This window comes from Corynebacterium choanae (assembly GCF_003813965.1).
Lineage (GTDB): Bacteria > Actinomycetota > Actinomycetes > Mycobacteriales > Mycobacteriaceae > Corynebacterium > Corynebacterium choanae.
The window spans coordinates 2,588,808-2,611,627 of the sequence record NZ_CP033896.1 but is presented as its reverse complement, the minus strand read 5'-3'; the positions used below and the strand labels follow the sequence as shown (position 1 = coordinate 2,611,627).

Sequence of the window (22,820 nt, the reverse complement as noted above, 5' to 3'; positions counted from 1 at the left end):
ACGCCTGCTACGACAAACAGCTTAGAGCTTGCAGCGTGTAGCTTGAGGCGTTGTACCAGGCGATGCGTATGGGGTGGAGTAAAACCTAGGAACAATCAGCCACATCAGCGGCACACTGGGTCTGTTGCGGGCAGCTGTAGCTGCCCACAACAGACACCAGACCGCCGGCCACCGCTCCCAGTCCTGTTAGCCCTGCTCTTTGGCGCGCCGGGCAGCCAGGCGGGCTTTATCTTCGTCGGAGCCATAGCGTTCGATGAGCTGGTCACGCACTTCGCGGCGGCGAACCTTCCCGATTTGATCGGTGGGCATTTCATCAAAGTGATAGAAGGTGCGCGGCACCTTATACCGGGTGAGCAGCTCCCGGCAGTGGGCTTTCAATCCATCGGGATCCATCGCTGCACCTTCAGTTAAGGTGACCGCCGCAACAACGTTCTCACTGCCGTCTTCCCGCGGCATACCGACGACCGTGGCGGCTTCAATATCGGGATGGGTGAGCAGGGCTTCTTCCACCTCTGCGGGGTAGACGTTAAATCCGCCAGTGATAATCACTTCCTTGATGCGGGCAACAATTTTAATGAAGCCATCTTCTTCCATCACCCCAACATCGCCGGTGCGATACCAGCCCTTGTGGAAGGAGGCTGCTGTGGCCTCCGGCTGGTTGAGATAGCCTTTAAACACCTGCGGGCCTTTGACCAGGATTTCCCCTTCGGTGCCGTAGGGTTGCGTCTTGTCCAAATCATCAGGATCCGCGATCCGCACATAGGTGTCGGGGAAAGGAATCCCCACATAGCCGGGACGCCGGTTACCGTCCATCGGGTTACCGACGATCACCGGTCCGGTCTCGGTGAGACCATAGCCCTCCACGAGCAGCCCCCCGGTGTGGGTTTCCCACCGTTCGACAGTCCGCGGCGGCAGCGACGATGCGCCACAGAAACTATTGGTTACCCCGTCGATGTTGAGGCCAACCTCTTGGGCGGTGTCAATAATTTTCTCGTACAAGGTCGGCACACCCGGCAGCCAGGTGGGGGTGTGTTTCTTCATCACCTGCATGATGAGTTTCAAGTCGGGGGCTGGCAGCAGCACAATCTCCCCGCCGATCAGCATGCCAAGGGTGATATTCATCGTCATCCCGTAGGCGTGGAACATTGGCAGGGCGGCCAGCAGAATCTCATCTTCTTCGCCCAGACCCGGCACCCACGAACGTCCCTGGATAATATTGGCGACCAGATTGCCGTGGGTGAGCTGGGCGCCCTTCGGATTACCGGTGGTGCCTGAGGTGTAGAGAATCAACGCCACCGAATCAGTGGTGATCCCTTCCGCATCCTGGAAATCATGCCCGTCGCCACCGATAGCGTTACCCACCAGCGCCTCCCACGGCACCGTGTTCGGGGCTGCGCCGGTCAGCTTTTCTAGCTTCTTCTTTACCCCAGGGATCGGCAGTTTTAAGGCCAGCCGCATACTGCGTGGCATCGCCTCAACCATATTGACGGCAATAATGGTTTCCAGGGGGGTGGTTTCCCGCAGCTCTTCGAGGGTCGGCGCCGACTTATCCCAGCAGATCGCGATTCGGGCACCGTGATCATTAAACGGGTGGGTGAGTTCGTGGGCGGTGTAGAGCGGATTGTGTTCCACCACAGTGGCACCAAGTTTCAACACTGCCCAAAACGCGATGACATGCTGTGGACAGTTCGGCATCACCAGCGCCACCTTGTCACCGGGGCGTACACCGAAGGCTTTCAACCCGGCTGCGGCACGCCGAATCTGAATATCCATCTCCAAATAGGTGGTGACCCGGCCAAAGAAATACAAGGCTGGTTTTTCCGCATTGCGGGCGAGATTCTCAGCGTAGATATCGAGCAGTGTGCGGTCGCCATACTCCAAATGGGCAGGTGTCCATTCGGCAAAGGAATCCAACCAAATCGGATCCTGCTCGGTGGGGGTGGATGCGGTCATCAGGGTCTCCTTGGATGCGTGCTGCAATAGCTTCGACCAGGTCACACCAGCCAGCAGTAAAAAGCAAGTGGCTAGCGCATAGGCTGTTGCCCACTGTGGCAGTATTGCCACGGTTGTTGCTGCACTGACGTATCAGGGACAATCCCCCGAGGGGGGAGGCAGCCGTGCGCTGGCTGGTGGATGTTCGGTTATCGGGGTTCAAGTGTAACCGCCATCCACCTTAAGCGTCGGTCAGCTTGCCCGCGGCGCGCGTCACCTCGTGCAGCTGTTCCGGCAACGATCCTTCTCAAAACAGCTACCTTCTAGTTTCACCTTCGAGCTTCACCTACTCGTTGCACCTACTCGTTTCACCTGTCATCAACCGGCGCCAGCCCCATTCTCATTGAGTGCACTGTGCGATGCACCCCGGCGACGGGTGGCTTTGCCGTATCTCGACCAAGGGGTGGTTACGGTGGCGATCGTGTTGTCACTGCTGCGGGTGGGAACACCACCAAGCTACGGGTGGGAAGTTCACAAAGAGACACAAAGAAAACAACGAGACACAAAGAAAACTGTGTTGCGTCTGTATCGCGTCATATAGTGACACCTATGCGTATTGCGATGATTTCGATGCACACTTCTCCGCTGACCCAGCCAGGAGCCGGCGACGCAGGCGGCCTGAACGTGTATGTCGCCGCCCTGGCACGCAACGTCGCAGCACTTGGCCACCAAGTAGATGTGTACACCCGGGCAACCTCCCGCTGTGCCGGGGAAATCATCACCGTCACCCCCGGCTATCGGGTGATCAATATTGTGGCCGGCCCCTATGACGGGATCGCGAAGGAAGATCTCGCCACACAGCTTGCGGCGTTTTCCCGCGGCATGCTTGCTCACATTCGACACAACAATCTCAGCTATGACATTGTGCACACCCACTATTGGCTGGCCGGCCAAGTTGGATGGCTCGTCAGTGACGTGTTGGATCTGCCGTGGGTGCATACTGCGCACACACTTGCAGCGGTGAAAAACTTGGCAAAACCAGCCGATGATGCCGAAGAAAGCGAAGCTCGACGAATCTGTGAACAGCAGATCGTCGATAATGCGGAGCTGCTTGTCGTCAACACAGTGGAGGAACAGCGCAACCTGCAGCGGCACTACGATGCCCCAATCGAACGTATTGCAGTAATCTCACCGGGCGCTGACACGGAGCTGTTTTCCCCTGGTAGTGACCGGGCAACTGAACGGTGCCGGCGCGAACTTGGAGTACCCTTACATGCCCGTCTGGTGTTGTTTGTGGGCAGGTTGCAAAAATTTAAAGGACCACATGTGCTCATTGATGCGGTGGCGCAATTGGCTGAACATCATCCTGATTTGCCGCTGCGGGTCATCATGTGTGGCGGACCTTCCGGGCCGGACGCTACGGCGGAAACCTATCGGCAGTATGCCGCGAAACAAGGGGTGTCGCATGTGATTCGGTTTTTGCAGCCCCGTCCACCGGAAGAACTGGTAGATCTCTACCGGGCAGCTGATGTGGTGGCTGTACCTTCCTATAACGAGTCCTTTGGGCTGGTGGCAGTAGAGGCGCAAGCAACCGGCACCCCGGTGGTGGCCGCCAATGTGGGTGGTTTACCGATTGTGGTGCGCGACGGGGAAACTGGGCTGCTGGTGGACAGTCACCATCCGGATGAATGGGCAGCAGTTTTAGCCGATATTCTCACTGACGATGAGCGGCGGGCACAGATGGGTCAAGCGGCGGTTATGCGGGCACAAGAACTCTCCTGGCATAACACGGCACAGGAGTCGGTCGACTGGTATGAAAAGCTGCTGGAAACACCATAAACCGGGCCTAGAAACCTGGCCTTGGGATTGATCCCTTGGGCAAGCTTTTCAAGGATCCACCAGTTGCTTAAGGTTGCACCCAAACTCCCTGGCTCACCGCGGGGCGGCAATGGTGCAGTTAATTGTCCTCTCCAAGGGGTCAACAAACAGTGCCGCGGCGAAGAATAGACGAGCAGCAGTTGGTGCAGCGCGCACAGGCGAAGGATTTCTCGCCTGTGCGGTGACTATCTGGATGTGAAACGCGGCGCGCGGCAACGAGGGTGAATGGAGAAGTGTCGCCACAAGTCCTTGTTGTGTGATTGTGCGTGTTGTGCAGGGAAACGCTGCACAATCTGCCAACCACTGGCAGTGGTGTTGTTGTGATGCTTACCATGTGTGGCACCGTGAAACGGCAATAAAACGGCGGCGTATGCCGCAACGCCGGCCGAGAAATCTGCCCTGCAAGATGATCTAAACAGCAGGTAGAGCAATGTTTATTGCGAGCCACACCGGTCGATCCTGCGGAGTGAAAAACCGGCACAGCACTGTTGCTGTCGTGACGCGCCACATCAGCAAAGATTGCTGTTGTGTGTCACAATTGGTGACATGAGTGAAGGAAAACTGATTCTGCTTCGCCACGGCCAAAGCCAGTGGAACGCCTCCAACCAGTTCACCGGCTGGGTTGATGTGGCGCTGACCGAACAAGGTGAGCAAGAAGCTCGTCGCGGTGGCGAACTGCTGAAAGAACAAGGTGTGCTGCCGGACGTGCTGTACACCTCCCTGCTGCGGCGGGCAATCTGCACCGCCCATCTGGCACTGGATGCCGCTGATCGGCTGTGGATTCCAGTCATTCGTGACTGGCGTCTCAACGAGCGCCACTATGGTGCGCTGCAGGGTCTGAACAAGGCCGAAACCAAAGAAAAGTATGGCGACGACCAGTTCATGGCATGGCGTCGTTCCTACGACACTCCACCACCAGAGCTGGCCAGCGACTCCGAGTATTCGCAAGCCAACGATCCGCGCTACAGCAACCTTGACGAAGTTCCGGCCACCGAATGCTTGAAGGATGTTGTCGAGCGGTTCGTGCCCTACTTCGAAGAAGAAATCCTGCCGCGGGCAAAGCGCGGTGAAACCGTGCTCATCGCAGCCCACGGTAACTCGCTGCGCGCCCTGGTCAAGCACTTGGACGGCATCTCCGATGCGGACATCGCAGAGCTCAATATCCCAACCGGTATCCCGCTCGTTTACGAAATCGCCGCTGACGGTTCCGTGAAGAACCCAGGTGGTACCTACCTGGATCCGGAAGCTGCTGCCGCTGGTGCTGCTGCAGTGGCCAACCAAGGCTCTAAGTAGTTAATTCGTTCCGGTGTTGTAGGCACCGGTCACCTTCTTGAAACACCCAACCTGCTCGGGAAATCTCCTGGCAGGTTGGGTTTTTTCGGCTGTGAGGAAAGGTTCATTATCGCTTTACCGCGGGGTGTGCTCGCCGGCGAGCGTGCGCGCGCCAGCTGGTGCGCGCGGAGAGCCGAGGGGGTTAGCGCCATTGGAAGTAATGGTTCGTTGGCACAAACGCAGGCAAAGAACGAGGGGCGGGCGATCGCACCTTCGGGCTTCCAATCGGCACTACGGACAGGGCAGCAAAAGTGCTGGAATCACCCCATGAAGTGTGTAGCTGTGGTGAAGATCACACTTTCGTTGTAATGGTGGGCTAACACTTTTCCCCATTCAGGAAAACTCCTAGTCGACAAACGCCTGCCCCGGTTTGGTACATCCTGAATCCAGTCAAAGAACCAGATGTGTTTCTCGCTAGGGTTAGATAAGCGAGGCTGTGCCCGAGAAAGTGCTGCTGCCGCCTAGGCGTAAGGCTCATTATTCGCAATAATGTTTCTGGGAGCCTATGTCCATCACGAGACCTGGAAGAGAGATACATGAAACACGAACAACGCGGCAATCAGGCGAAACGCCAGGTGTCGCTGTCCGCAGCCATCATGCTTGGGCTGTCCACAGTGACCCCTGTTGTGCTGGCACCTCAGGCGGGCGCTATTGCGAATGACTACACCGGAACCTATGAAATCGGCGGGGAAACCTACGACGTAGTCAACGGTGTGCTGCAGTCGAAAAATGGCGACTCCAGCAATAACTCGGCTGAAGCCTGCGATCTGGAATGGTTTATCTCTGCGGCGAATGATCCCTTTCTTACCATCGAGAACTACCGCGGGGGTGGGCCGCTGTCCTGGTCAGTGAACGGATTCCTCTATCAGGTGGGCGCACCGGGCTCTGATTCGAATGGCACGCAGGTGTCGAGTCAGATGCAGCACTGGGCAAATAGCAAAACCATGTACGCGCGCATTCCACTGTCCACCGGGGAAGATCTGTTCGACTTAAAGCTGGAATTTACCGCCAGCGAAACCTACAAAATCGAGCCACGGCTTGCCACCGATGCGCAGCAGGGAGTGCTCTTTGTGCAGGGCTACAAGCCGCTTGACGCCAGTGGTGAACCCTATAAAGTGCCGCGGCATATTGTCGAAGGTCCAGAGGCTGACTTTTACAACTGGCAAGTCTCAACGGTGCATGTCAACGAACCGAAGGCTGAGTTAACGCTCGATTTCCTGCCAGCCCGGTCGTTTACCCTGGCACAATTCTCGTTGAACTCACCGGATAACGGGCCGCTGAATCTCGATAAGGTTCGGCCCATCACGAGCGCCAAGATCACGGCGAACCGGCTGTGCTATGAGCCGGTGAGAGTGCAGCAGGGGGATACGATTACTAGCGAGTCGCCACGCAAGGGTGGCCAACCGCTGGATCTTGCCGCTATCCCGGCAATATTTACCAAGATTGACGGTACTCCCGACTGGGTGGAAAGCGTGTCCCCTACCGGCGAAGTTACCGTGAAGCCCGGCTTTGATATTCCGGCAGGTGAGTACACCATTCCAATCGGTATCACTTATACCAACCGGGGTGTGACATCGAAGCTGCGGCTGAACGTTGAAGTCACCCCAGCACCGTTCGTGACCAAATATGAGCCAACAGATGCACCGTGGAATACGAAGGTAACAATTCCCCCCACAGCGAAGGAACCTGAGGGGACCCGGTATGCACTCAGTGAGCAAGATGCGCAACAATATCCGTGGATCAGGATTAATAAGAACAGCGGTGAACTGACCGTCACCGCCCCTTCCTCTGAGAATCCAGGGCCGCGTGAGATCACCGTATTGGTGACACACCCTGACGAGGAAACCCACTCGGTCAAGGCCACGATCACCGTCACTAACCCGTATGTGCCGCAGGACCAGACGATTCAGGTTGTGCAGGGTAGCGACAACGCAGTAAGCAGTAAGAAACCGACGAGTGTCGACGATGAGAGCCTGCCTGACGGGTCGAGGTTTGCGCTCAACGATCCGGCACAGCTGAAAGACTGGATGACCTTTGATGAAGCAACAGGGGTTATCACTGCTAAGCCTGGCTTTACCGTTCCGGAGGGGAGCTACCCCGTTGCTGTGACGGTCACCTATCCCGATGGGAAGACGACGCAGCAATTCACCGTTACTGTGGAAGTCGAAAAAGCTACGCTGACCCCCACTTATGAGGACGTGAACGTCCGCCAGGGTGAGAAAAAGACCGGTAATGCACCGACTGACGGCAGCGGTAATCGCCTGCCGGACGGCACAACCTTCGCGAAAGGTGACGGCTGGCCATCGTGGGCAGATATTGACACCACAACTGGTGCAATCACCGTCCGTCCCGGCTACAACGTTGAGCCGACTGACTCGCCGGTTGAACTGCCGGTAGTTGTTACCTATCCGGATGGTACCCAGGCGACGACCATCGCCAAGGTGAGCGTAATTGACAACAAAGCGCCCACCTATGAAAGCGCCAAGGTGCAACAAGGTGGCAATGCAACAATCCCCGCACCAACCGGGGAAAATGGTCAGCCGTTAGCTCCAGGTACGACCTTTACCCCTGCAAAGGATCTCCCTTCGTGGATCACGGTCAACAGTGATGGCTCGATCAACGTAACCCCAGGCTACGATGTGCCAACCAACACGTATCCGGTGAAGATTACTGTCACTGTGCCTGGTGAAGCGCCACGGACAATTACCTCGACGGTGACGGTGACTCCTTTCGACAAGGGATTTGTCTACGAAACGGGCAAGGGAACCCCAGGGTCGAAGGTTACTATTTCGACTCCAGAGAATCCCGCAAAGGTTACGCCGCCAGCAGGTTCGACCTACGCTAAGGATGAGACTGCAGACATTCCGGAGTGGGTGACTGTGAATTCTGATGGTTCCATTACTGCTCAGGTTCCTGGTGGCTTTACCGGTGACGTGAAGGTTCCGGTCGTTGTCACCTATCCGGATGGATCACAGGACACCATTACCGCGACGATCACCATCACCGCGAATCCTGGCCCGTCTGTTGATAGTGGTGAGGTGAAGCAGGGTGGGGAGCTGACTATTCCTGCTCCGAAAGTAGATGGTGGTGGCTCGTTGCCTGATGGAACGATCTTTGCTCCTGCTGAGGATCTTCCCGGGTGGATTACGGTCAATGATGATGGTTCCATTACTGCCAAGCCAGGCTTTGACGTGCCGGTTGGCGATTATCCGGTGAAGATTACTGTCACTGTGCCTGGTGAGGCGCCACGGACAATTACCTCGACGGTGACGGTGACTCCTTTTGACAAGGGATTTGTCTACGAAACGGGTAAGGGAACCCCAGGGTCGGAGGTTACTATTTCGACTCCAACGAATCCCGCAAAGGTTACGCCGCCAGCAGGTTCGACCTACGCTAAGGATGAGACTGCAGACATTCCGGAGTGGGTGACTGTGAATTCTGATGGTTCCATCACTGCTCAGGTTCCTGGTGGCTTTACCGGTGACGTGAAGGTTCCGGTCGTTGTCACCTATCCGGATGGATCACAGGACACCATTACCGCGACGATCACCATCACCGCACCTGAGGCGTCGGTTGTGAATCCGGATTGGAATGATGCATCTACGCCTGCTGGGAAACCGGTTGATCTGCCGAATGATGGTGGGAAGGTTGTCCCTGGGACGTCGGTGACGGTTCCTAGTAAGAATGGTTCTGCGGAGTTGGATCCTGATACTGGTGTGATTACGGTGACACCGGATGGTGATGCGAAGCCGGGGGATAAGGTTGTTGTGGTGGTCACTGATAGCGATGGCAAGATCATTGATACGGTGACGGTGACAGTGTCCGGTGACGGCGTAGTGAAGCCGAAGCCAGATGCTGAAGGCACAGATGGCAGCAGCGCAAGCAGCGGCAAGAACTCTTCTGACAGTGGTAGCTCTCTGCTTCCACTGGCAGTAATTCCGCTGCTGGCCATCCCGGCTGTCGCAACTCTGCTACCTGCCTTGTCCAGTGCAGCGCCAACCGCTCCGGCGGTGGCACCTGCACCTGTGGATGTTGCACCCGAACCGGCACCAAGTGACGTGGTGAAAGACCCTGCGGTTGATCGTGCACACCATGGTCAGCAGCCGGTTCTTGCAGTTACCGGTGTTGGTGGTTTGGATTATCTGTTGAGCTTGGCTGCCATGGCATTTGCCGCCGGTGCAGCGCTGCTGTTTGGTGGTCGTCGCCGCAAGCGCAACTAGCTGATCTAGGCGGCGAAACCTGCCAGTACTGAGCGAAAAACTGGCAGCGAGACCACGCCGGCACAGGGAGCCATTTGGCGAAGAGCATGTGGCGGTAGGTAGTGAATTTGATGTTTCACTGCCTACCGCCACTTCGCATTTCACCTATGCCGTTGCAGCTGCGGTGGGATCTTGATTGTCCGATGCTGATTATTTTCGAGGCACAGGTGCGGCTTGCGGGTTTTGATGTTTTCGTTTTCATTCTTTCAATCTCCGCTATCGTGAACCACAGCGACGACATGATGAGAAGGTGAATGGGTGGATCCGGTATTTGCGGCAGGATGGTTAGTCACCGGAGTAGTGCTGGCAGGTGTGAGCGCACCACTGTGGCTGCGGCTTCTTGCCCGGTTCCGGGGACAACGTGAGGCAATCGCTGCCACAATTCCTGCAGTTACAGATATCACACAGATGCTGCACCTGGTACTGCAAGGCGCCCCCTCCGGAATGTGTGTGGTTGACGTGGACATGCGGGTCGTGGTTTCTAATGTGCTCAGCGATCGCTATGGAATAACCCGCGGCAATCAATTAAGTCCCGAGCTTGCAGCAGCAGTACATCAAGTCCACACCACCCACGAGGATACGGTGATCACCTTTGCCGGCCCGGGCGGGCCAAGTCGGGTCACGGCAGTTCGCGCCCATGTGCAATGGCTCGGTACGGCCAGTGGTCATCTGGTGGCGATCTATGCCACAGATGAAAGTGAGCAGCAGCGAATGGAGCAGGCGCGTCGCGATTTTGTCGCCAACGTCTCCCACGAGTTGAAAACCCCGGTGGGGGGAATGGCGCTGCTCAGCGAGGCGATGGTGGAAGCCGCAGATGATCCCGCACAGGTCACTCACTTTGCGCAGCAGCTCACCACGGAGGCACACCGGCTGTCGTCAATGGTCAATGAGCTCATTAGTTTATCGAAACTGCAAGGTGCCGAACGTCTCCCTGAGGCAGCACCGATTGTGGTCGATGACATTATTGCGGCGGCGTTGCAACGCAACCAGGTAGCTGCAGATGCGGTGGATATTACATTGACCAGCGACGCGGATCGGGGACAGATCGTGCTAGGGGATCGGCAACTGCTGATCACCGCCGTATCGAACCTGGTTAGTAACGCGATACATTATTCGCCGCCGCACACCGTCGTGTCGATCTCGCAGGCGATTGTGGCAAGTGAGGATGATCCGCAAACCCAGCGGGTTGCTATCCGGGTGACGGATAGGGGAATTGGGATTGCGAAAGCCGACCAGCAGCGGGTGTTTGAACGGTTCTTTCGGGTTGATAAAGCCCGCTCCCGGGCAACCGGTGGCACTGGGCTGGGGCTAGCCATTGTCAAACATGTGGTGGCAAATCATGGCGGCACGATTACGGTGTGGTCGCGGCCGGGCACAGGTTCAACATTTACTATTGTCCTGCCGATTGCGCCGCAGAACGCTACCGCACCGACTATCGTTGCAGGGGAACGATCCGCGTCGAACCGTCGCCTATCGCCGCATGATGCGTCCTAGTTTTCGTTGCTGTCTCCCTGCTTTCTTCGCTGCGGTGCACCCCGATTCGGGGCCTGTGAGAGAAGGGCAAAATAGGGAAACGCGTGCAACGACGCTGGTGTCTGTGGTGCCACTGCTGCAAGGAGTATGCGCAAATGACCCACATTCTCGTGGTTGAAGACGAAGCCTCACTCGCTGAACCGCTCGCATTTTTGCTGCGCAAGGAGGGGTTCACCGTCACAATTGCGGGTGACGGGCAGCAAGCGTTACAGCTGTTTTCCGCCCAGGCTTTCGATATTGTGCTGCTCGATTTGATGCTGCCTGGCATGTCCGGCACTGAGGTGTGTCGCCGCCTGCGCACCATCAGCAGTGTGCCGGTAATCATGGTGACCGCACGCGACAGTGAGATCGATAAGGTTGTCGGCCTGGAGCTGGGGGCTGATGACTATGTGACGAAGCCGTATTCTTCCCGGGAACTTATTGCCCGTATCCGGGCGGTACTGCGTCGCGGCGGGGAGATGGCGGACAGCTATGGGGAAGATGAGCCGCACAACACGATTCTGACCGGCGGCCGGGTGCGGATGGATATTGACCGGCATACGGTTACCGTTGCCGGTGAGCTGGTGAATCTGCCGCTGAAAGAATTTGACCTGTTGGAGTATCTTCTGCGCAACGCCGGCCGAGTGCTTACCCGCAGTCAACTCATTGACCGGGTGTGGGGTGCCGACTATGTGGGGGACACGAAAACCCTCGACGTGCATGTGAAACGGCTGCGTAACAAAATCGAGGAAGAACCATCGTCGCCGGTGCATCTGGTCACCGTTCGGGGATTGGGTTATCGTTTCGAACCTTAGCCTGCCTGGGACAGTCGCCACACCGGGAGGGTGCAGGGATAAGCCCGCTGGTGTGGTGATTACTTACTGGTGTGGTGATTACTTAGTCGGTCGTATCCCCGTTGGGTTGGTCGGTGGCGGTGGCACTGCTGGTAGCCGGGTGGGTGAGGAGTAGCTGGTCGGCGACGGGTGCTTCAAGCTGCTGCCGAGTTTTCATCCGGGCGGCACAATGATCCGCCAAGAGTTGATAGGCCGGCTCACCGATTAGCGCAATGAGTTCTTGTTTCGCAGTGATATACAGCGGCACCCCGCCGCTGTGGCAGGCAGGCGCAGTGGTGCAATACCAGTCGAAATCTTCCCCACCATTGCCCCATCCGTAGCGGGCATATTCGGTGATGGTTGTCACCAGGATTTCTTCGCCGTCGCCGCGGTCCTCCCAGGCTTCCAGCCGCCGCAAGGGCAGCTGCCAGCACACTTCTGGTTTCACCACGGTGAGATCTTCCCCGGCCGCAAGTGCCCATTGGTGCAGTGCACAGCCGGGACCGGTTGGCCAACCGGGACGGTTGGCAAACACACATGCCCCGTCGACGATGGCGGTTTTTAGCGCCGGTTCCAGCTCCCCGTCGTCGTTTGCTAACTCATCCCACACCAGCCACGGTTCCACAACCTCCGGGTTGGTTTCGGCGTTGCTGAGATAGTGTTCCGTCGCCGCGGGGGCGAGCTGAAAAAATCGTTTCCGATCCATGCGACGCACCGCATCAAGGAGCTGTTCCCGATCGGTTTCGTCGGTGAGATACGCCCCATGGTTACAGCAGCCGACTGCTGGGGTTTGCGCCTCGATCCCTCGGCATGCACTGGTGCCGAAGGCACACCGGTAGTGGGACTCCAGCCAAGTGAGGTCGAGTTTGAACAGGTGGTGATCATCTTCCGGGTTAGTGATCTCCAGCCAGGCGCGGGCAGCCGGCGGGGGGAGTTCAGCCCCGGCGGTAATGGACGCTGCAGCAGGGGAGGATGCCGGATAGCCAAGGGCTACGCGGCGCGGGCGTTGCTCAGTCACAGTAGCTAAATGTAGACCAGCTATGGCGGGAAAAGTAGTACAGCTATGGTTATAGCTGTGCGATTAGGTGTATTAGACGTCGGCAGTAATACCGTTCATCTCATCGTCGTCGATGCCCACCATGGTGGCCATCCGACGCCGATGAGTGACTGGAAAACCCCACTGCGGCTGGTCGAATATTTAGATGATGACGGCAACATTACGAAAAAAGGCCGCAAAAAACTGCTTGCCGCTGCTGCGGAAGCGATGGATTTAGCGACAAAGCTGCGCTGCGACGAAATGCTTGCGATTGCCACCTCGGCGATTCGTTCCGCCGGCAACGGCGATTCGGTGATTGCCGAAGTTGCGGCCGCCACCGGGGTACAGCTGCAGGTGTTAAGTGGCCAGAAAGAAGCCGAACTCACCTTCCTTGCAGTGCGCCGCTGGTATGGCTGGTCGGCGGGCAGAATCACCAATCTTGATATTGGTGGCGGCTCGTTGGAATTATCGACCGGCACCGATGAAGTCCCTGATCTTGCCCGCAGTGTGGACTTGGGGGCAAACCGGCTTACCCACGATTGGATCCATACCGATCCACCGGAGAAGAAAACTATTGCGCTGCTGCGGGACTATATTGATGCCGAGCTTGCCCCGATCGCTGACGAGTTTCGTCGCTTCGGTTCTGCGGAAAAAGCGGTCGGCACATCGAAGACATTCCGCACACTTGCTAGGCTCACAGGTGCAGCCCCTTCATCGGCTGGTGCCCGTGTGCCACGCACCGTCACCGCCCCCGGAATACGGCAACTCATTGCTTTTATCTCTAGAATGACAACTGCAGACCGGGCAGAACTTGAAGGTGTGTCTGCCCACCGGTCGGAACAGATTGTCGCCGGTGCCCTCGTCGCAGAGGCCGCGATGCGTGCATTGCAGATTGAACAGCTCCAGATTTGTCCCTGGGCGTTGCGCGAAGGTGTGATTTTGCGGCGTATCGATAACCAATTGGCGTCCCGCCGTGGTTAACTTTTAGGTCATAGGAAAGGAACGCGTACATGAGCGAGAAGAAACTCACCGTCGCGGAACTCTTGGCCCGTGCCGCGAGTGAGGATGGTGGTGAAGCGGCTGCGCCGCGACGGCGCCGCCGCCGGTCGCTGGAAGAGGGCGGTATCTCTGTGGCGGAACTCACCGGCTCGATGCCGGCGGTCACCGCCGCACCAGAGGATGCCAAACATACCGCGGAACCAATTGACGACGACAAGCAGACACCGAAAGTCACCGCCCGCACACTAGCGGCACAAAAACAGCAGGCGGCAGCCGCTGCGGGGACGAAACAGCCAGCGGCCGCGAACACCGAATCCGCCGACCGTGGGAAGGCCGCACCGACCCCAAACGGGGCGCAACCTGCCTCCAACACTGCTGCTAGCGGGAAAACCGCCACGGCAAACGCTACCGCCGGCAAACCTGCGGCAGCACAACCCGCAGCAAACGAAGCCCCGGCGAACCAACCTGCTGCCGCAGCAGCAGCCACCAAAACACCCCAGTCGGCAGGCACCACCGCAGCAGCGGCGGATGAGACCACCACCGGCAAGGTTGCATCGGCCAAAAACCCTGCCAAGACAACCCCTGCTAAGCCAGCAGAGCCCAAGGCTACGAGCACCCCTGCAAATACGCCGGCAGACAGCAAGGCAGCTACGCCTAAGCCAGCAGAGTCCAAGGCGGCCGACGCTCAGCCGGTAGGCCACAAATCCACAGCGGCACCGGCGGCACAACAGTCAACCGCTGCCGGTGACAACAAGACCAAGCCGGCTGCGGCAAGCAAACCTGCCGGATCGGCAACCTCGGCAAAATCCGAGACAACTCAACCTGGATCGGCCACACTGGCGCCGAAACCAGGCAGCAGCAACGACAGCGCGAAAACCGCTACCACACCTGGCGCAGTGCCGGCGGCAGCAGCACAATCTGCTGCTGCAACACCAGCGGCAAAACCTGCAACGCCTGCTGCAAAACCTGCAACGTCGGCACCAAAGAGTGGTAACGCAGCCGATTCCAAGGATGCTGCCGCCGCAAACAAGCAGCCAGCAGCCCCAATCTCCGGCACTATTCCGGCACCGAAGGTTGCGCCGTCTACCAGCGCCGAGAAGCAAGCATCAGCAGCTGGCAGCAGCAAACCTGCAGCGAGCAAGGATACCAACACTCCGGCGGCAGCTGCATCCACCGCTGCGCAAACAGTAGCATCACCTGGTACAACTCCTGCCACCGCAGCCGGCAAGGCGACCACACCAGCTGGTGACGCAACCCCTGCGGGCAGTGCATCTAACCGCACCACAACCACCCCGGCCGGTACTCCAGTGGAACTCGTAGATGCTGCAGCACCAGCCAAGCTCACCACCGGTGAGTTCCCGGCAGTCACCCCAGAACAGCTCAAGAGTGCCATCACCCCCAAAACCGATCAGCACAACGCCGTAGCGCAGGCTACCGATACCGCTGTAGCCCCGGCTACAGATCCGGCAGCCGTCGAAGGAGAAGACGACGCCGCTGAGCGGAAGATCTCCATCGGCTCGGTGCTGCTCATGGTAGTTATTGCCCTGGTGCTTGCAGTCGCGATTTTCAAGGGTTTCGAGCTGCTCTGGCAGATCTTCCCAACGTGGATCACCGGACTGCTCGCAGTGGCAGTCACCAGTGGTGTAGTGGGCAGTGTGCATGCACTGCGCACCGAGAAAGACTCCGTCTCCATGGTGTTGGCCGCACTTGCCGGTCTGGCAGTTACCTTCGGTCCCCTTGCGGTCGTAGGACTTTAACTCGCCACACCACCGCAGCAGCCTCACCCGCCCACCCCGTGTAGCACCCGTTGCTAGATGTTGACGACACCTAGATGATGCAGCATCGCCCCACGGGGTGGTGGTGTCTTCACCGACAGCGGAACACACCTTTCGCCGCCCATCGTCGGGCTAACTCCTTGCTGCCGGTGCACACAACCTGCGCGGAAGCTACCTTATGAGGCTTGGTTTCCGCCGGCACGAGATAAAAAATCCACCACCTTACACACGTCGTCGCAGACCCCACGCTGCGGACAGCTTTACACACCACCAAAACACCCTGCCCCGTGTGCGACTAGTGGAGTGTCTACACTCCGTTTTTGCGAACTCGCCGCCTCGGTGACAATCTCGCACCTGCGGCGGCCACGGTGAGAAAGGCAACAAAACCCGGCGGTGCAATGCCATCTAGGGTGCGATTGCCGCAGATGTCTGGCAAGGTGGGGCGCATGACAAACACAGTTGCGATTATTGGTGGCGGAAAAATCGGCGAAGCACTCCTCGCCGGACTTATTGCCGGTGACACAGACCCGGCAACGATTCGCGTCACGAATCGGCGGGAAGACCGCAACGAGACGCTTAGCGACACCTACGGGGTGACCGCACTGACCGACAACAAGCAGGCGGTGACCGACGCTGACGTCGTGTTTTTGTGTGTGAAACCCTATGCGACAGCAGAGGTGCTCGCAGAGATCGCGGAAACTCTCGACGACAATGATCAAGACACTGTGGTGGTGTCGATGGCAGCCGGTATTCCGTTAGCGACACTGGAAGATGTGGTCAGTGCCGGCACCGCAATTGTGCGGGTCATGCCCAACACCCCAATGCTGGTGCAGCGAGGCATGTCCGCGGTCGCCCCAGGCCGGTTCGTCACCGAGGAACAACTCGACACGATCACCACCATGCTAGAGACCGTCGGCCAGGTTGCGGTGGTAGAAGAATCCGAGATGGATGTCGTCACCGCCCTGAGTGGATCCTCCCCAGCCTATTTTTTCCTCTTCGCTGAATCCCTCATCGAAGCCGGGGTAAGCCACGGACTCACCCGGGAACTTGCCCGGGAACTCGTCGTCACCACCCTAGAAGGCGCCGGCACGATGCTACGGGAATCGGAAGAAGAACCAGCGAGTCTGCGTGCCGATGTGAGCTCGCCAGGGGGCACCACAGTGGCGGCGGTTCGCGCCTTAGAAGAACATGGCATTCGGGCAGCCTGCTACCGCGCTGTCGATGCGTGTGCGCAACGCTCCAAAGAACTCGGCGCGTAAGCGTTCCCCGCTGTCACATCCGTCGCAGGAGTGTGCACCCCTCACCCGCACCTGCCCCAAATAGGGGTATTGGATGGGGTGGAAAACCCGCCCAATCGTCGCAGTTTGACCGGCATCCTGGAACAGGGTGTAACTCATGTGATCCCAACGGTCGCATCTGTCACACAATTCACGGTAAGATCACTACGACGCACGCGCGTGTTTCATCTGCGGGAGGGGAAGCCTGCAGCGCGAACGTGCTGAAGGGTTAAAACACACAATGGCACATGAAGATCAAGGAACATTCCTTACTGTCGCCGAAGTCGCCGAAATTATGCGCGTCTCGAAAATGACGGTGTACCGGCTGCTGCACTCCGGTGAATTGCCGGCCGTCCGGGTTGGTCGCTCATTCCGGGTGCACGAAAAGGCCGTCAACGACTATTTGAGCTCCTCCTATTTTCAGGTGGGCTAATCGTCACAAGCGACGGTGGTGCGCATAGCGCCAGCTGCCCGCAAACCTGCTCCGGCCGGGGCAAGGTTTGGCCAGTTACCGCCACCCCGGTATGATGGCTTGCATTGCCTGCCGCAATCACTCCCAGCGCAATAGGTAAGGATCTCCCTTTACCTGCTGCGTCACGCGTCCAAGTGGCGCAGGGAATACAGTTAACCACCGTCTTCCAGACACCTGGCCGAAGTAGTGAAGCCGCATGGTGCTGGAGTGCTCGACAGTTAACGCCAATGCGAGGATAGCTCTACGCTACTTCTCAGACGCTGGTTGCAGGCAGCTGAGCGAGAAAACAGTAAAACTACAGTATTAACGAAGCGAGGAAACCCCATGGGTTCAGTGATTAAGAAGCGCCGCAAGCGCATGTCGAAGAAGAAGCACCGCAAGATGCTGCGTCGCACCCGGGTGCAGCGTCGTAAACTCGGCAAATAATCCGCCGCTTCGTTTTTGCGACGATCGTTACTGTTCAACAACCCTGTATTGCCTGCCCTCCGGCAGGAATCAATACAGGGTTTTGACGATTTCCCGAATCTGCTCACCGCAGATGCTTCGTTGCAGCCAAAGCGTTCGCCGCAGCGCCTACCCGAGAGAGTCTTAAACTGCCCGCAGCGGAAGCTTCCTGTTGGTTTCCGCTTGACAGCTGTTTGCCCCAAGCGGTGCAGGGCATCCAGCTGCCCAATCAGCGATGGTGCGGAACACCAGTGGCTGGAATTAGCGGCGACGCCACCAGCGCCATCCGCCAAGGGTGAACACTGCTGTAGCCAACGCGGGGAGGCCATAGTTGTGGATGGCTTTGCGTAAGGATCGATAATCCCGGATCTCCCAGCCGCGCTGGGCGGCCACTTTCCGCAGTCGATTATCCGGATTAATCGCCACCGCTGTCCCGACCATGGACAGCATTGGTACATCATTGACCGAATCAGAATAGGCGGTGCAGCGGGAAAGATCGAGGCCTTCCACCGTGGCGAGCGCCGCCACCGCATGGGCTTTGCCCGGTCCATGCAAAATATCGCCAACCAGACGGCCAGTGAAGCGGCCATCTTTCACTTCGGCGACCGTTCCCAGCGCACCGGTGAACCCTAGGCGACGCGCTAAAATCTGTGCCAATTGCACCGGTGTTGCCGACACCAGCCACACCTGGTGGCCTTGCGCCAAATGCTGTTCCGCCGCATGCCGGGTGTCTGGCCAAATTTTTTCATTCATATGCTCGTCGACAATGGCTTCACAGAGTTCGACAAGCTCCTCGACGCGGCGCCCTTGAATAAACTCCAGCGCCTGTTGGCGGCCTTCCGCCACATCGTCGGCGTTTTCGTTGCCGGTGATCCGGAATTTCAACTGTTTCAACGCCACCGGTGCGATTTGTCGGAAGGTGAAATATTTTTTCTTCGCCAACCCCATTGCGAACACGATGATGGAGGCGCCCTGAATAAGGGTGTTGTCAACGTCGAAGAATGCTGCTGCCCCATCTTCGGGCACAATATCGGGATCCGGCGCGGAGACGTGGGCTTTCCCGGCAGCCTCATAGGCGCCACGCACCGTATCGATGCCGGCCGCATAATCTTTCAGTTCAAGATCAAAGGCGTCCGCGACTGCGGCGGCGGCAGCCGCCTCACCGGCCTGCTGCTGAGTCGAGTCGTCAATTGGCGGCATTGCGACATCCTCAAGGAAGCGCCGTAAACCACCACGATTGACCGTCCAGTGGGCGAGAAGTTCCTCAGGGCTTAACGAAAACGGCTCGCCGGACGGGTCAAACGGGGAAAACTGTGCGGGAGAAACCATAAAAGCAACAACTTCGTCAGACGGCTGGACGCGGGCGGGAAACAGACACACACCACACTGCGGAACGGCGGGTAACCGGTGTCCCGATTTACTCTATACCCGGTGAGGGAACCGGCGGGCAACACCCGCCCGGTCACCTGCTTGGAGTATTACCACCAGTAGTGTTCCCCCTATGCTGTGCTGTGCTGTGCCGTGCCGTGCCGTGCTGTGCCGGTTCGTCCAATGCAAGGCGCTGGGGTGCGTTGTTTTCCATTTTCTGCCGCAAAACGCTATGCATCGCCAATAGGCATGCCTAGACTAGGCAACTGTCGCCACAGCAGGTCCCGCACGTTAGCCTGCGGCTGGTGGTTGAAAAACCGAAGCCCCAGTGGTGCTGCGATGGCAGCAGACGAAACCGGCCACGCAACCGAATCTTGCAAGGAGTACACCCTCATGTCTTTGCTGCAACGCCCCCATGTGGTGGAACTGCTTATTCGGCAAGGCTGCGGCTCTTGTCAACGAGTAGAGCAAGAAATCCGTCCTCTTGTGGCTGCCGCCGGCTGTGAACTCCAGGTGATCGATGTGGCCGATGATGCGGCGCTCGCGGCAGAATTCGGGGATCTCGTACCGGTGGTGCTCGTCGATGATGAAGTGATTGGCACCTGGGAATGCGACCCGGAGGAGTTAGCCAAGGCTTTGTTGTGAAACGGGGGGAGAAGTCGATACCCTAGGTTGTCGACGAGTTTGAGACAAAGCTACAACTTTCGATGGATACTGCGGTATCTTGGACGATGCATCATCCCCGGCGGTCGCCGCCCAAGCGGGGATGTTGCCTTAGGTTTTGTCGATACTTGTGGAACCAACCGCGAAACCCCGGAGACCATCCCGTCGTTGTGAACAGAAAGGTGCGCACCCCATGAGTGTTCTCATCGTTGGCATGTCGCACCATTCCGCGCCAGTCACCTTGCTTGAACAGGCCGTATTTAGCGAAACACAACGCGGCGAAGTGGCTCGTCTTATCGCTGCGCAGCCGTCGGTGAGTGAAGCGATGGTGATCTCCACCTGTAACCGGATGGAAGTCTATGCCGTAACGAACGCATTCCATGCCGGGGTCACCGATGTGGTGGAAGTGTTGGTTTCGGTCACCGGTATTGCGGCAAACCTGCTGCGCCAGCATCTCTACGTGCGCTATGCGGAAGCTGCAGCGGAACATTTATTTGCTGTGACTGCCGGCATGGATTCTCTCGTACCGGGGGAACAACAAATCATCGGCCAGGTGCGCAGCGCCTATGCACAGGCCCACGAGCTCGGCACTGCCGGGCAAAGTTTGCATCTGCTCGCCCAGTCGGCGCTGCACGCCGGGAAACGGGTGCACAGCGAAACCGGTATTGACGAATCCGGTCCGTCGATGGTTTCTGTTGCCTTCGCCGAAGCCCTCCGCCTGCTGGATGTGGACACTGCTGCGGCTCACCCGCTCGCCGGGAAAACAGTGATGATCTTAGGGGCCGGGGCGATGGCTACCCTTGCTGCAACCCATGTTGGCCGCCTTGGGGCGAAATCCTTAATTGTCAGCAACCGCACGAAACAGCGCGCTGATGTGCTTGCTCAACGGTCGCGGGAAGCCGGCCTGCCCACGATTGTGCTGCCGTGGGACAGTAGGGAAGAAGCCTACAACGATATTGATGTGTTGGTTTCAGCCTGCGGGGCGGGAATGTTTACCGTGACCCAACAAGCCCTGCGCAACCAGCGCAGCACCAGCACCCCCTTGGTGGCTGTGGATCTGTCCATGCCCCGCGATATTGATGAAACCATTGAACAACTCCCCGGGGTGCGGGTTGTCAACATTGCCTATCTTCGGGCGGTTCGCTCTGACTCGTCGCGGGCAGCAGAACGCAAAGCGTTAGCGATCGTCGGGGAAGAACTGGGGCTCTATGCTTCCGCACAGCGGGTTCGCGACGTGGTGCCGGCGGTGTCGGCGCTGCGCCGACACGCCGCGGCAGTAGTCGCCGAAGAGCTTGCCCGGCTTGATAAAAAATCCCCTGATTTGAGCGAAGCCCAACATGTGGAGGTGGAACGCACTGTTCGCCGAGTTGTGGACAAGCTGCTGCACCAGCCGACCGTGCGGGTAAAAGAACTTGCCGCCCACTCCGGGACAGTGTCCTATCGGTCGGCTTTGCAAGAACTCTTCGGGCTGGAAGAAAACGACCATCGGACGCGCTCTGGTTCTGCGGTGGTGAAAATCCCTCCAGAACAGGTCCTTGTCGGTGGACGGATAGCGCGCGGCGAGCAGATCAGTGTGGCCGAAGCCGTAGCCGCCGCGGAAGCAGTACAGCTCACCACCAGTGTGAATCCGGGTGATATTGGCAACCAGCATCGGCACACGATGACCGCGCACCGTATCGCCAAATAGGTCAGTAACAGTGGCCAGATTGCAGGATGTGGGTTGCCAGGTGAAGCTGCTGCAAGACACTGCGAGCCAGTGGGCGACGGCGCGGTGCAGCTCCACAAAATTCGTGTCTGGCTACATCTCCCCACCGGTGCAATTGCCCCATTGCTTCATGGCACATATTCGCCCCATCTATTTCGAATTGCGTTTACCGCGCACGCTGACAACAACAGGAAGGTCTTCCCGTGCAGACAGTTGACGAACATCACCCGACGCAGCGCCGGATCCGGGTTGGTACTCGTGGATCCCGACTTGCCCTCACCCAAACCGGACATATGGTTCGCCGTCTGCAGGATCACGGACTCGACGCGGAGGCAACCATTATCACCACCCCCGGGGATGTGTCCCAAGCGCCGGTGGAACGCATCGGGGTAGGGGTGTTTACCCAAGCGTTGCGGGAGGCCATGGCCGACGACCGGGCCGACATTGCCGTGCATTCGATGAAGGATCTGCCCACCGCGTTAGATCCCCGGTTCCATCTTGTCGTTCCGCAGCGTGTCGACCGCCGGGAGGCGCTTGTCGCCCGCGACGGATTAACGTTTGCCGAATTACCAGCAGGTGCTGTGGTGGGCACCTCTGCGCCGCGCCGTATCGCCCAGCTGCGGGCATTGCGCGATGATCTCACCATTGTGCCGTTACGTGGCAATGTGGATACCCGGATCGGGCAAGTCACCAGCGGCAACATGGATGCGGTCATTTTGGCGGTCGCCGGACTTCAACGTGCCGGCTTCGCTGAAGTTATCACCGAAATCTTTGACGAAACCACCCTGCTGCCGGCGCCGGCACAAGGCGCCCTCGCCATGGAATGCCGCAGCGACGACGATGCACTCGTTACTGTGCTCAACAGCATGGTTGATCCCACCGCCACGATTACTGCCATCAGTGAACGATCCCTGCTGTCGGCACTCGCCGCCGGCTGCACCTCCCCGGTCGCCGCGACAGCAACCCTGTCCGACGACGGCACCCATGTGCATCTTCGCGGCGGCGTGTTCGCCCTCGACGGGTCACAACAGCTCACCGGGGAAGCCAGCGCACCCATTGACCGTCCCGCCGACGCGGGCCGCATTCTCGCCGCCGACCTGCTTGGCCTGGGTGCGAAAGCCCTGCTCTAGCAGGGATCTGCAACAGTTCCTGCGCCGCCAGCAATAGCGCTGTTCGGCACGGCGGTTGCCCCCAAGTGGAACGGGTTCGATTTTCATTCGCTGCCAGTGTCGTTTATCGTGACTAATAGCATATGCCCGTAGCGCACCCGGTCACCGGGTGCGTTTTTTCCGGCCAGCCTCCTGCGCACACCCTGAGCAACAGCATCATTGCCCC

16 protein-coding genes are annotated in these 22,820 nt (G+C 58.4%); 13 read left to right on the top strand and 3 right to left on the bottom strand.

The features are described 5' to 3' along the window. Window positions 1-186 precede the first annotated feature (186 nt). A complete protein-coding gene (locus CCHOA_RS09450; RefSeq protein ID WP_123929922.1) occupies window positions 187-1,953 on the bottom strand; it encodes a long-chain-fatty-acid--CoA ligase in 1,767 nt (588 codons plus the stop codon). Between the two features lie 588 nt (window positions 1,954-2,541). Here CCHOA_RS09450 and mshA point away from each other — a divergent pair. From mshA to CCHOA_RS09425, 5 genes are all read left to right on the top strand, one after another. Then, window positions 2,542-3,771, top strand: coding sequence for a D-inositol-3-phosphate glycosyltransferase (gene mshA / locus CCHOA_RS09445; RefSeq protein ID WP_123929920.1), 1,230 nt, complete (start codon window positions 2,542-2,544; stop codon window positions 3,769-3,771). A gap of 585 nt (window positions 3,772-4,356) precedes the next feature. Continuing rightward, on the top strand, window positions 4,357-5,103 hold the full coding sequence (locus CCHOA_RS09440) for a phosphoglyceromutase (protein ID WP_123929917.1): 747 nt from the start codon (window positions 4,357-4,359) through the stop codon (window positions 5,101-5,103). A gap of 575 nt (window positions 5,104-5,678) precedes the next feature. Further along, entirely contained in the window at window positions 5,679-9,362 is a 3,684-nt protein-coding gene (locus CCHOA_RS09435) for a Rib/alpha-like domain-containing protein (protein ID WP_123929914.1), read from the top strand. Between the two features lie 297 nt (window positions 9,363-9,659). Then, a complete protein-coding gene (locus CCHOA_RS09430; RefSeq protein ID WP_206425789.1) occupies window positions 9,660-10,895 on the top strand; it encodes a sensor histidine kinase in 1,236 nt (411 codons plus the stop codon). 134 nt (window positions 10,896-11,029) lie between these two features. Next, the gene (locus CCHOA_RS09425; protein ID WP_123929911.1) at window positions 11,030-11,728 is read left to right on the top strand and encodes a response regulator transcription factor; all 699 of its coding nucleotides are present in this window, start codon (window positions 11,030-11,032) and stop codon (window positions 11,726-11,728) included. An 82-nt stretch (window positions 11,729-11,810) separates the two neighbouring features. On the opposite strand, the gene CCHOA_RS09420 is transcribed toward CCHOA_RS09425, so the two are convergent. Continuing rightward, a complete protein-coding gene (locus CCHOA_RS09420) occupies window positions 11,811-12,764 on the bottom strand; it encodes a DUF3109 family protein (RefSeq protein WP_123929908.1) in 954 nt (317 codons plus the stop codon). A gap of 57 nt (window positions 12,765-12,821) precedes the next feature. Here CCHOA_RS09420 and CCHOA_RS09415 point away from each other — a divergent pair, with 57 nt between their 5' ends. The 5 genes from CCHOA_RS09415 (at window position 12,822) to CCHOA_RS09395 (ending at window position 17,731) form a co-directional block, all read left to right on the top strand. Next, window positions 12,822-13,763: a Ppx/GppA family phosphatase gene (locus CCHOA_RS09415; protein WP_123929906.1), complete on the top strand. Its 942-nt coding sequence runs from the start codon at window positions 12,822-12,824 to the stop codon at window positions 13,761-13,763. A gap of 29 nt (window positions 13,764-13,792) precedes the next feature. Next, complete coding sequence (locus CCHOA_RS09410; protein ID WP_123929904.1) at window positions 13,793-15,538, top strand: hypothetical protein; 1,746 nt, start codon at window positions 13,793-13,795, stop codon at window positions 15,536-15,538. Between the two features lie 464 nt (window positions 15,539-16,002). After that, on the top strand, window positions 16,003-16,815 hold the full coding sequence (proC, locus tag CCHOA_RS09405) for a pyrroline-5-carboxylate reductase (protein ID WP_123929901.1): 813 nt from the start codon (window positions 16,003-16,005) through the stop codon (window positions 16,813-16,815). 259 nt (window positions 16,816-17,074) lie between these two features. Continuing rightward, complete coding sequence (locus CCHOA_RS09400) at window positions 17,075-17,266, top strand: helix-turn-helix domain-containing protein (RefSeq protein WP_123929898.1); 192 nt, start codon at window positions 17,075-17,077, stop codon at window positions 17,264-17,266. A 363-nt stretch (window positions 17,267-17,629) separates the two neighbouring features. Beyond that, a complete protein-coding gene (locus CCHOA_RS09395; RefSeq protein WP_003855542.1) occupies window positions 17,630-17,731 on the top strand; it encodes a 30S ribosomal protein bS22 in 102 nt (33 codons plus the stop codon). A 279-nt stretch (window positions 17,732-18,010) separates the two neighbouring features. On the opposite strand, the gene CCHOA_RS09390 is transcribed toward CCHOA_RS09395, so the two are convergent. Then, complete coding sequence (locus tag CCHOA_RS09390; protein ID WP_123929895.1) at window positions 18,011-19,078, bottom strand: HAD-IB family hydrolase; 1,068 nt, start codon at window positions 19,076-19,078, stop codon at window positions 18,011-18,013. A gap of 432 nt (window positions 19,079-19,510) precedes the next feature. Between CCHOA_RS09390 and CCHOA_RS09385 the strand changes: the two genes are divergently transcribed. From CCHOA_RS09385 to hemC, 3 genes are all read left to right on the top strand, one after another. Next, window positions 19,511-19,762, top strand: a complete 252-nt coding sequence (locus tag CCHOA_RS09385; protein ID WP_123929892.1) for a glutaredoxin family protein — start codon at window positions 19,511-19,513, stop codon at window positions 19,760-19,762. Window positions 19,763-19,973: 211 nt separating this feature from the next. Next, entirely contained in the window at window positions 19,974-21,467 is a 1,494-nt protein-coding gene (locus CCHOA_RS09380; RefSeq protein WP_123929889.1) for a glutamyl-tRNA reductase, read from the top strand. Between the two features lie 260 nt (window positions 21,468-21,727). Next, the gene (hemC, locus tag CCHOA_RS09375; RefSeq protein WP_123931136.1) at window positions 21,728-22,615 is read left to right on the top strand and encodes a hydroxymethylbilane synthase; all 888 of its coding nucleotides are present in this window, start codon (window positions 21,728-21,730) and stop codon (window positions 22,613-22,615) included. Window positions 22,616-22,820 lie beyond the last annotated feature (205 nt).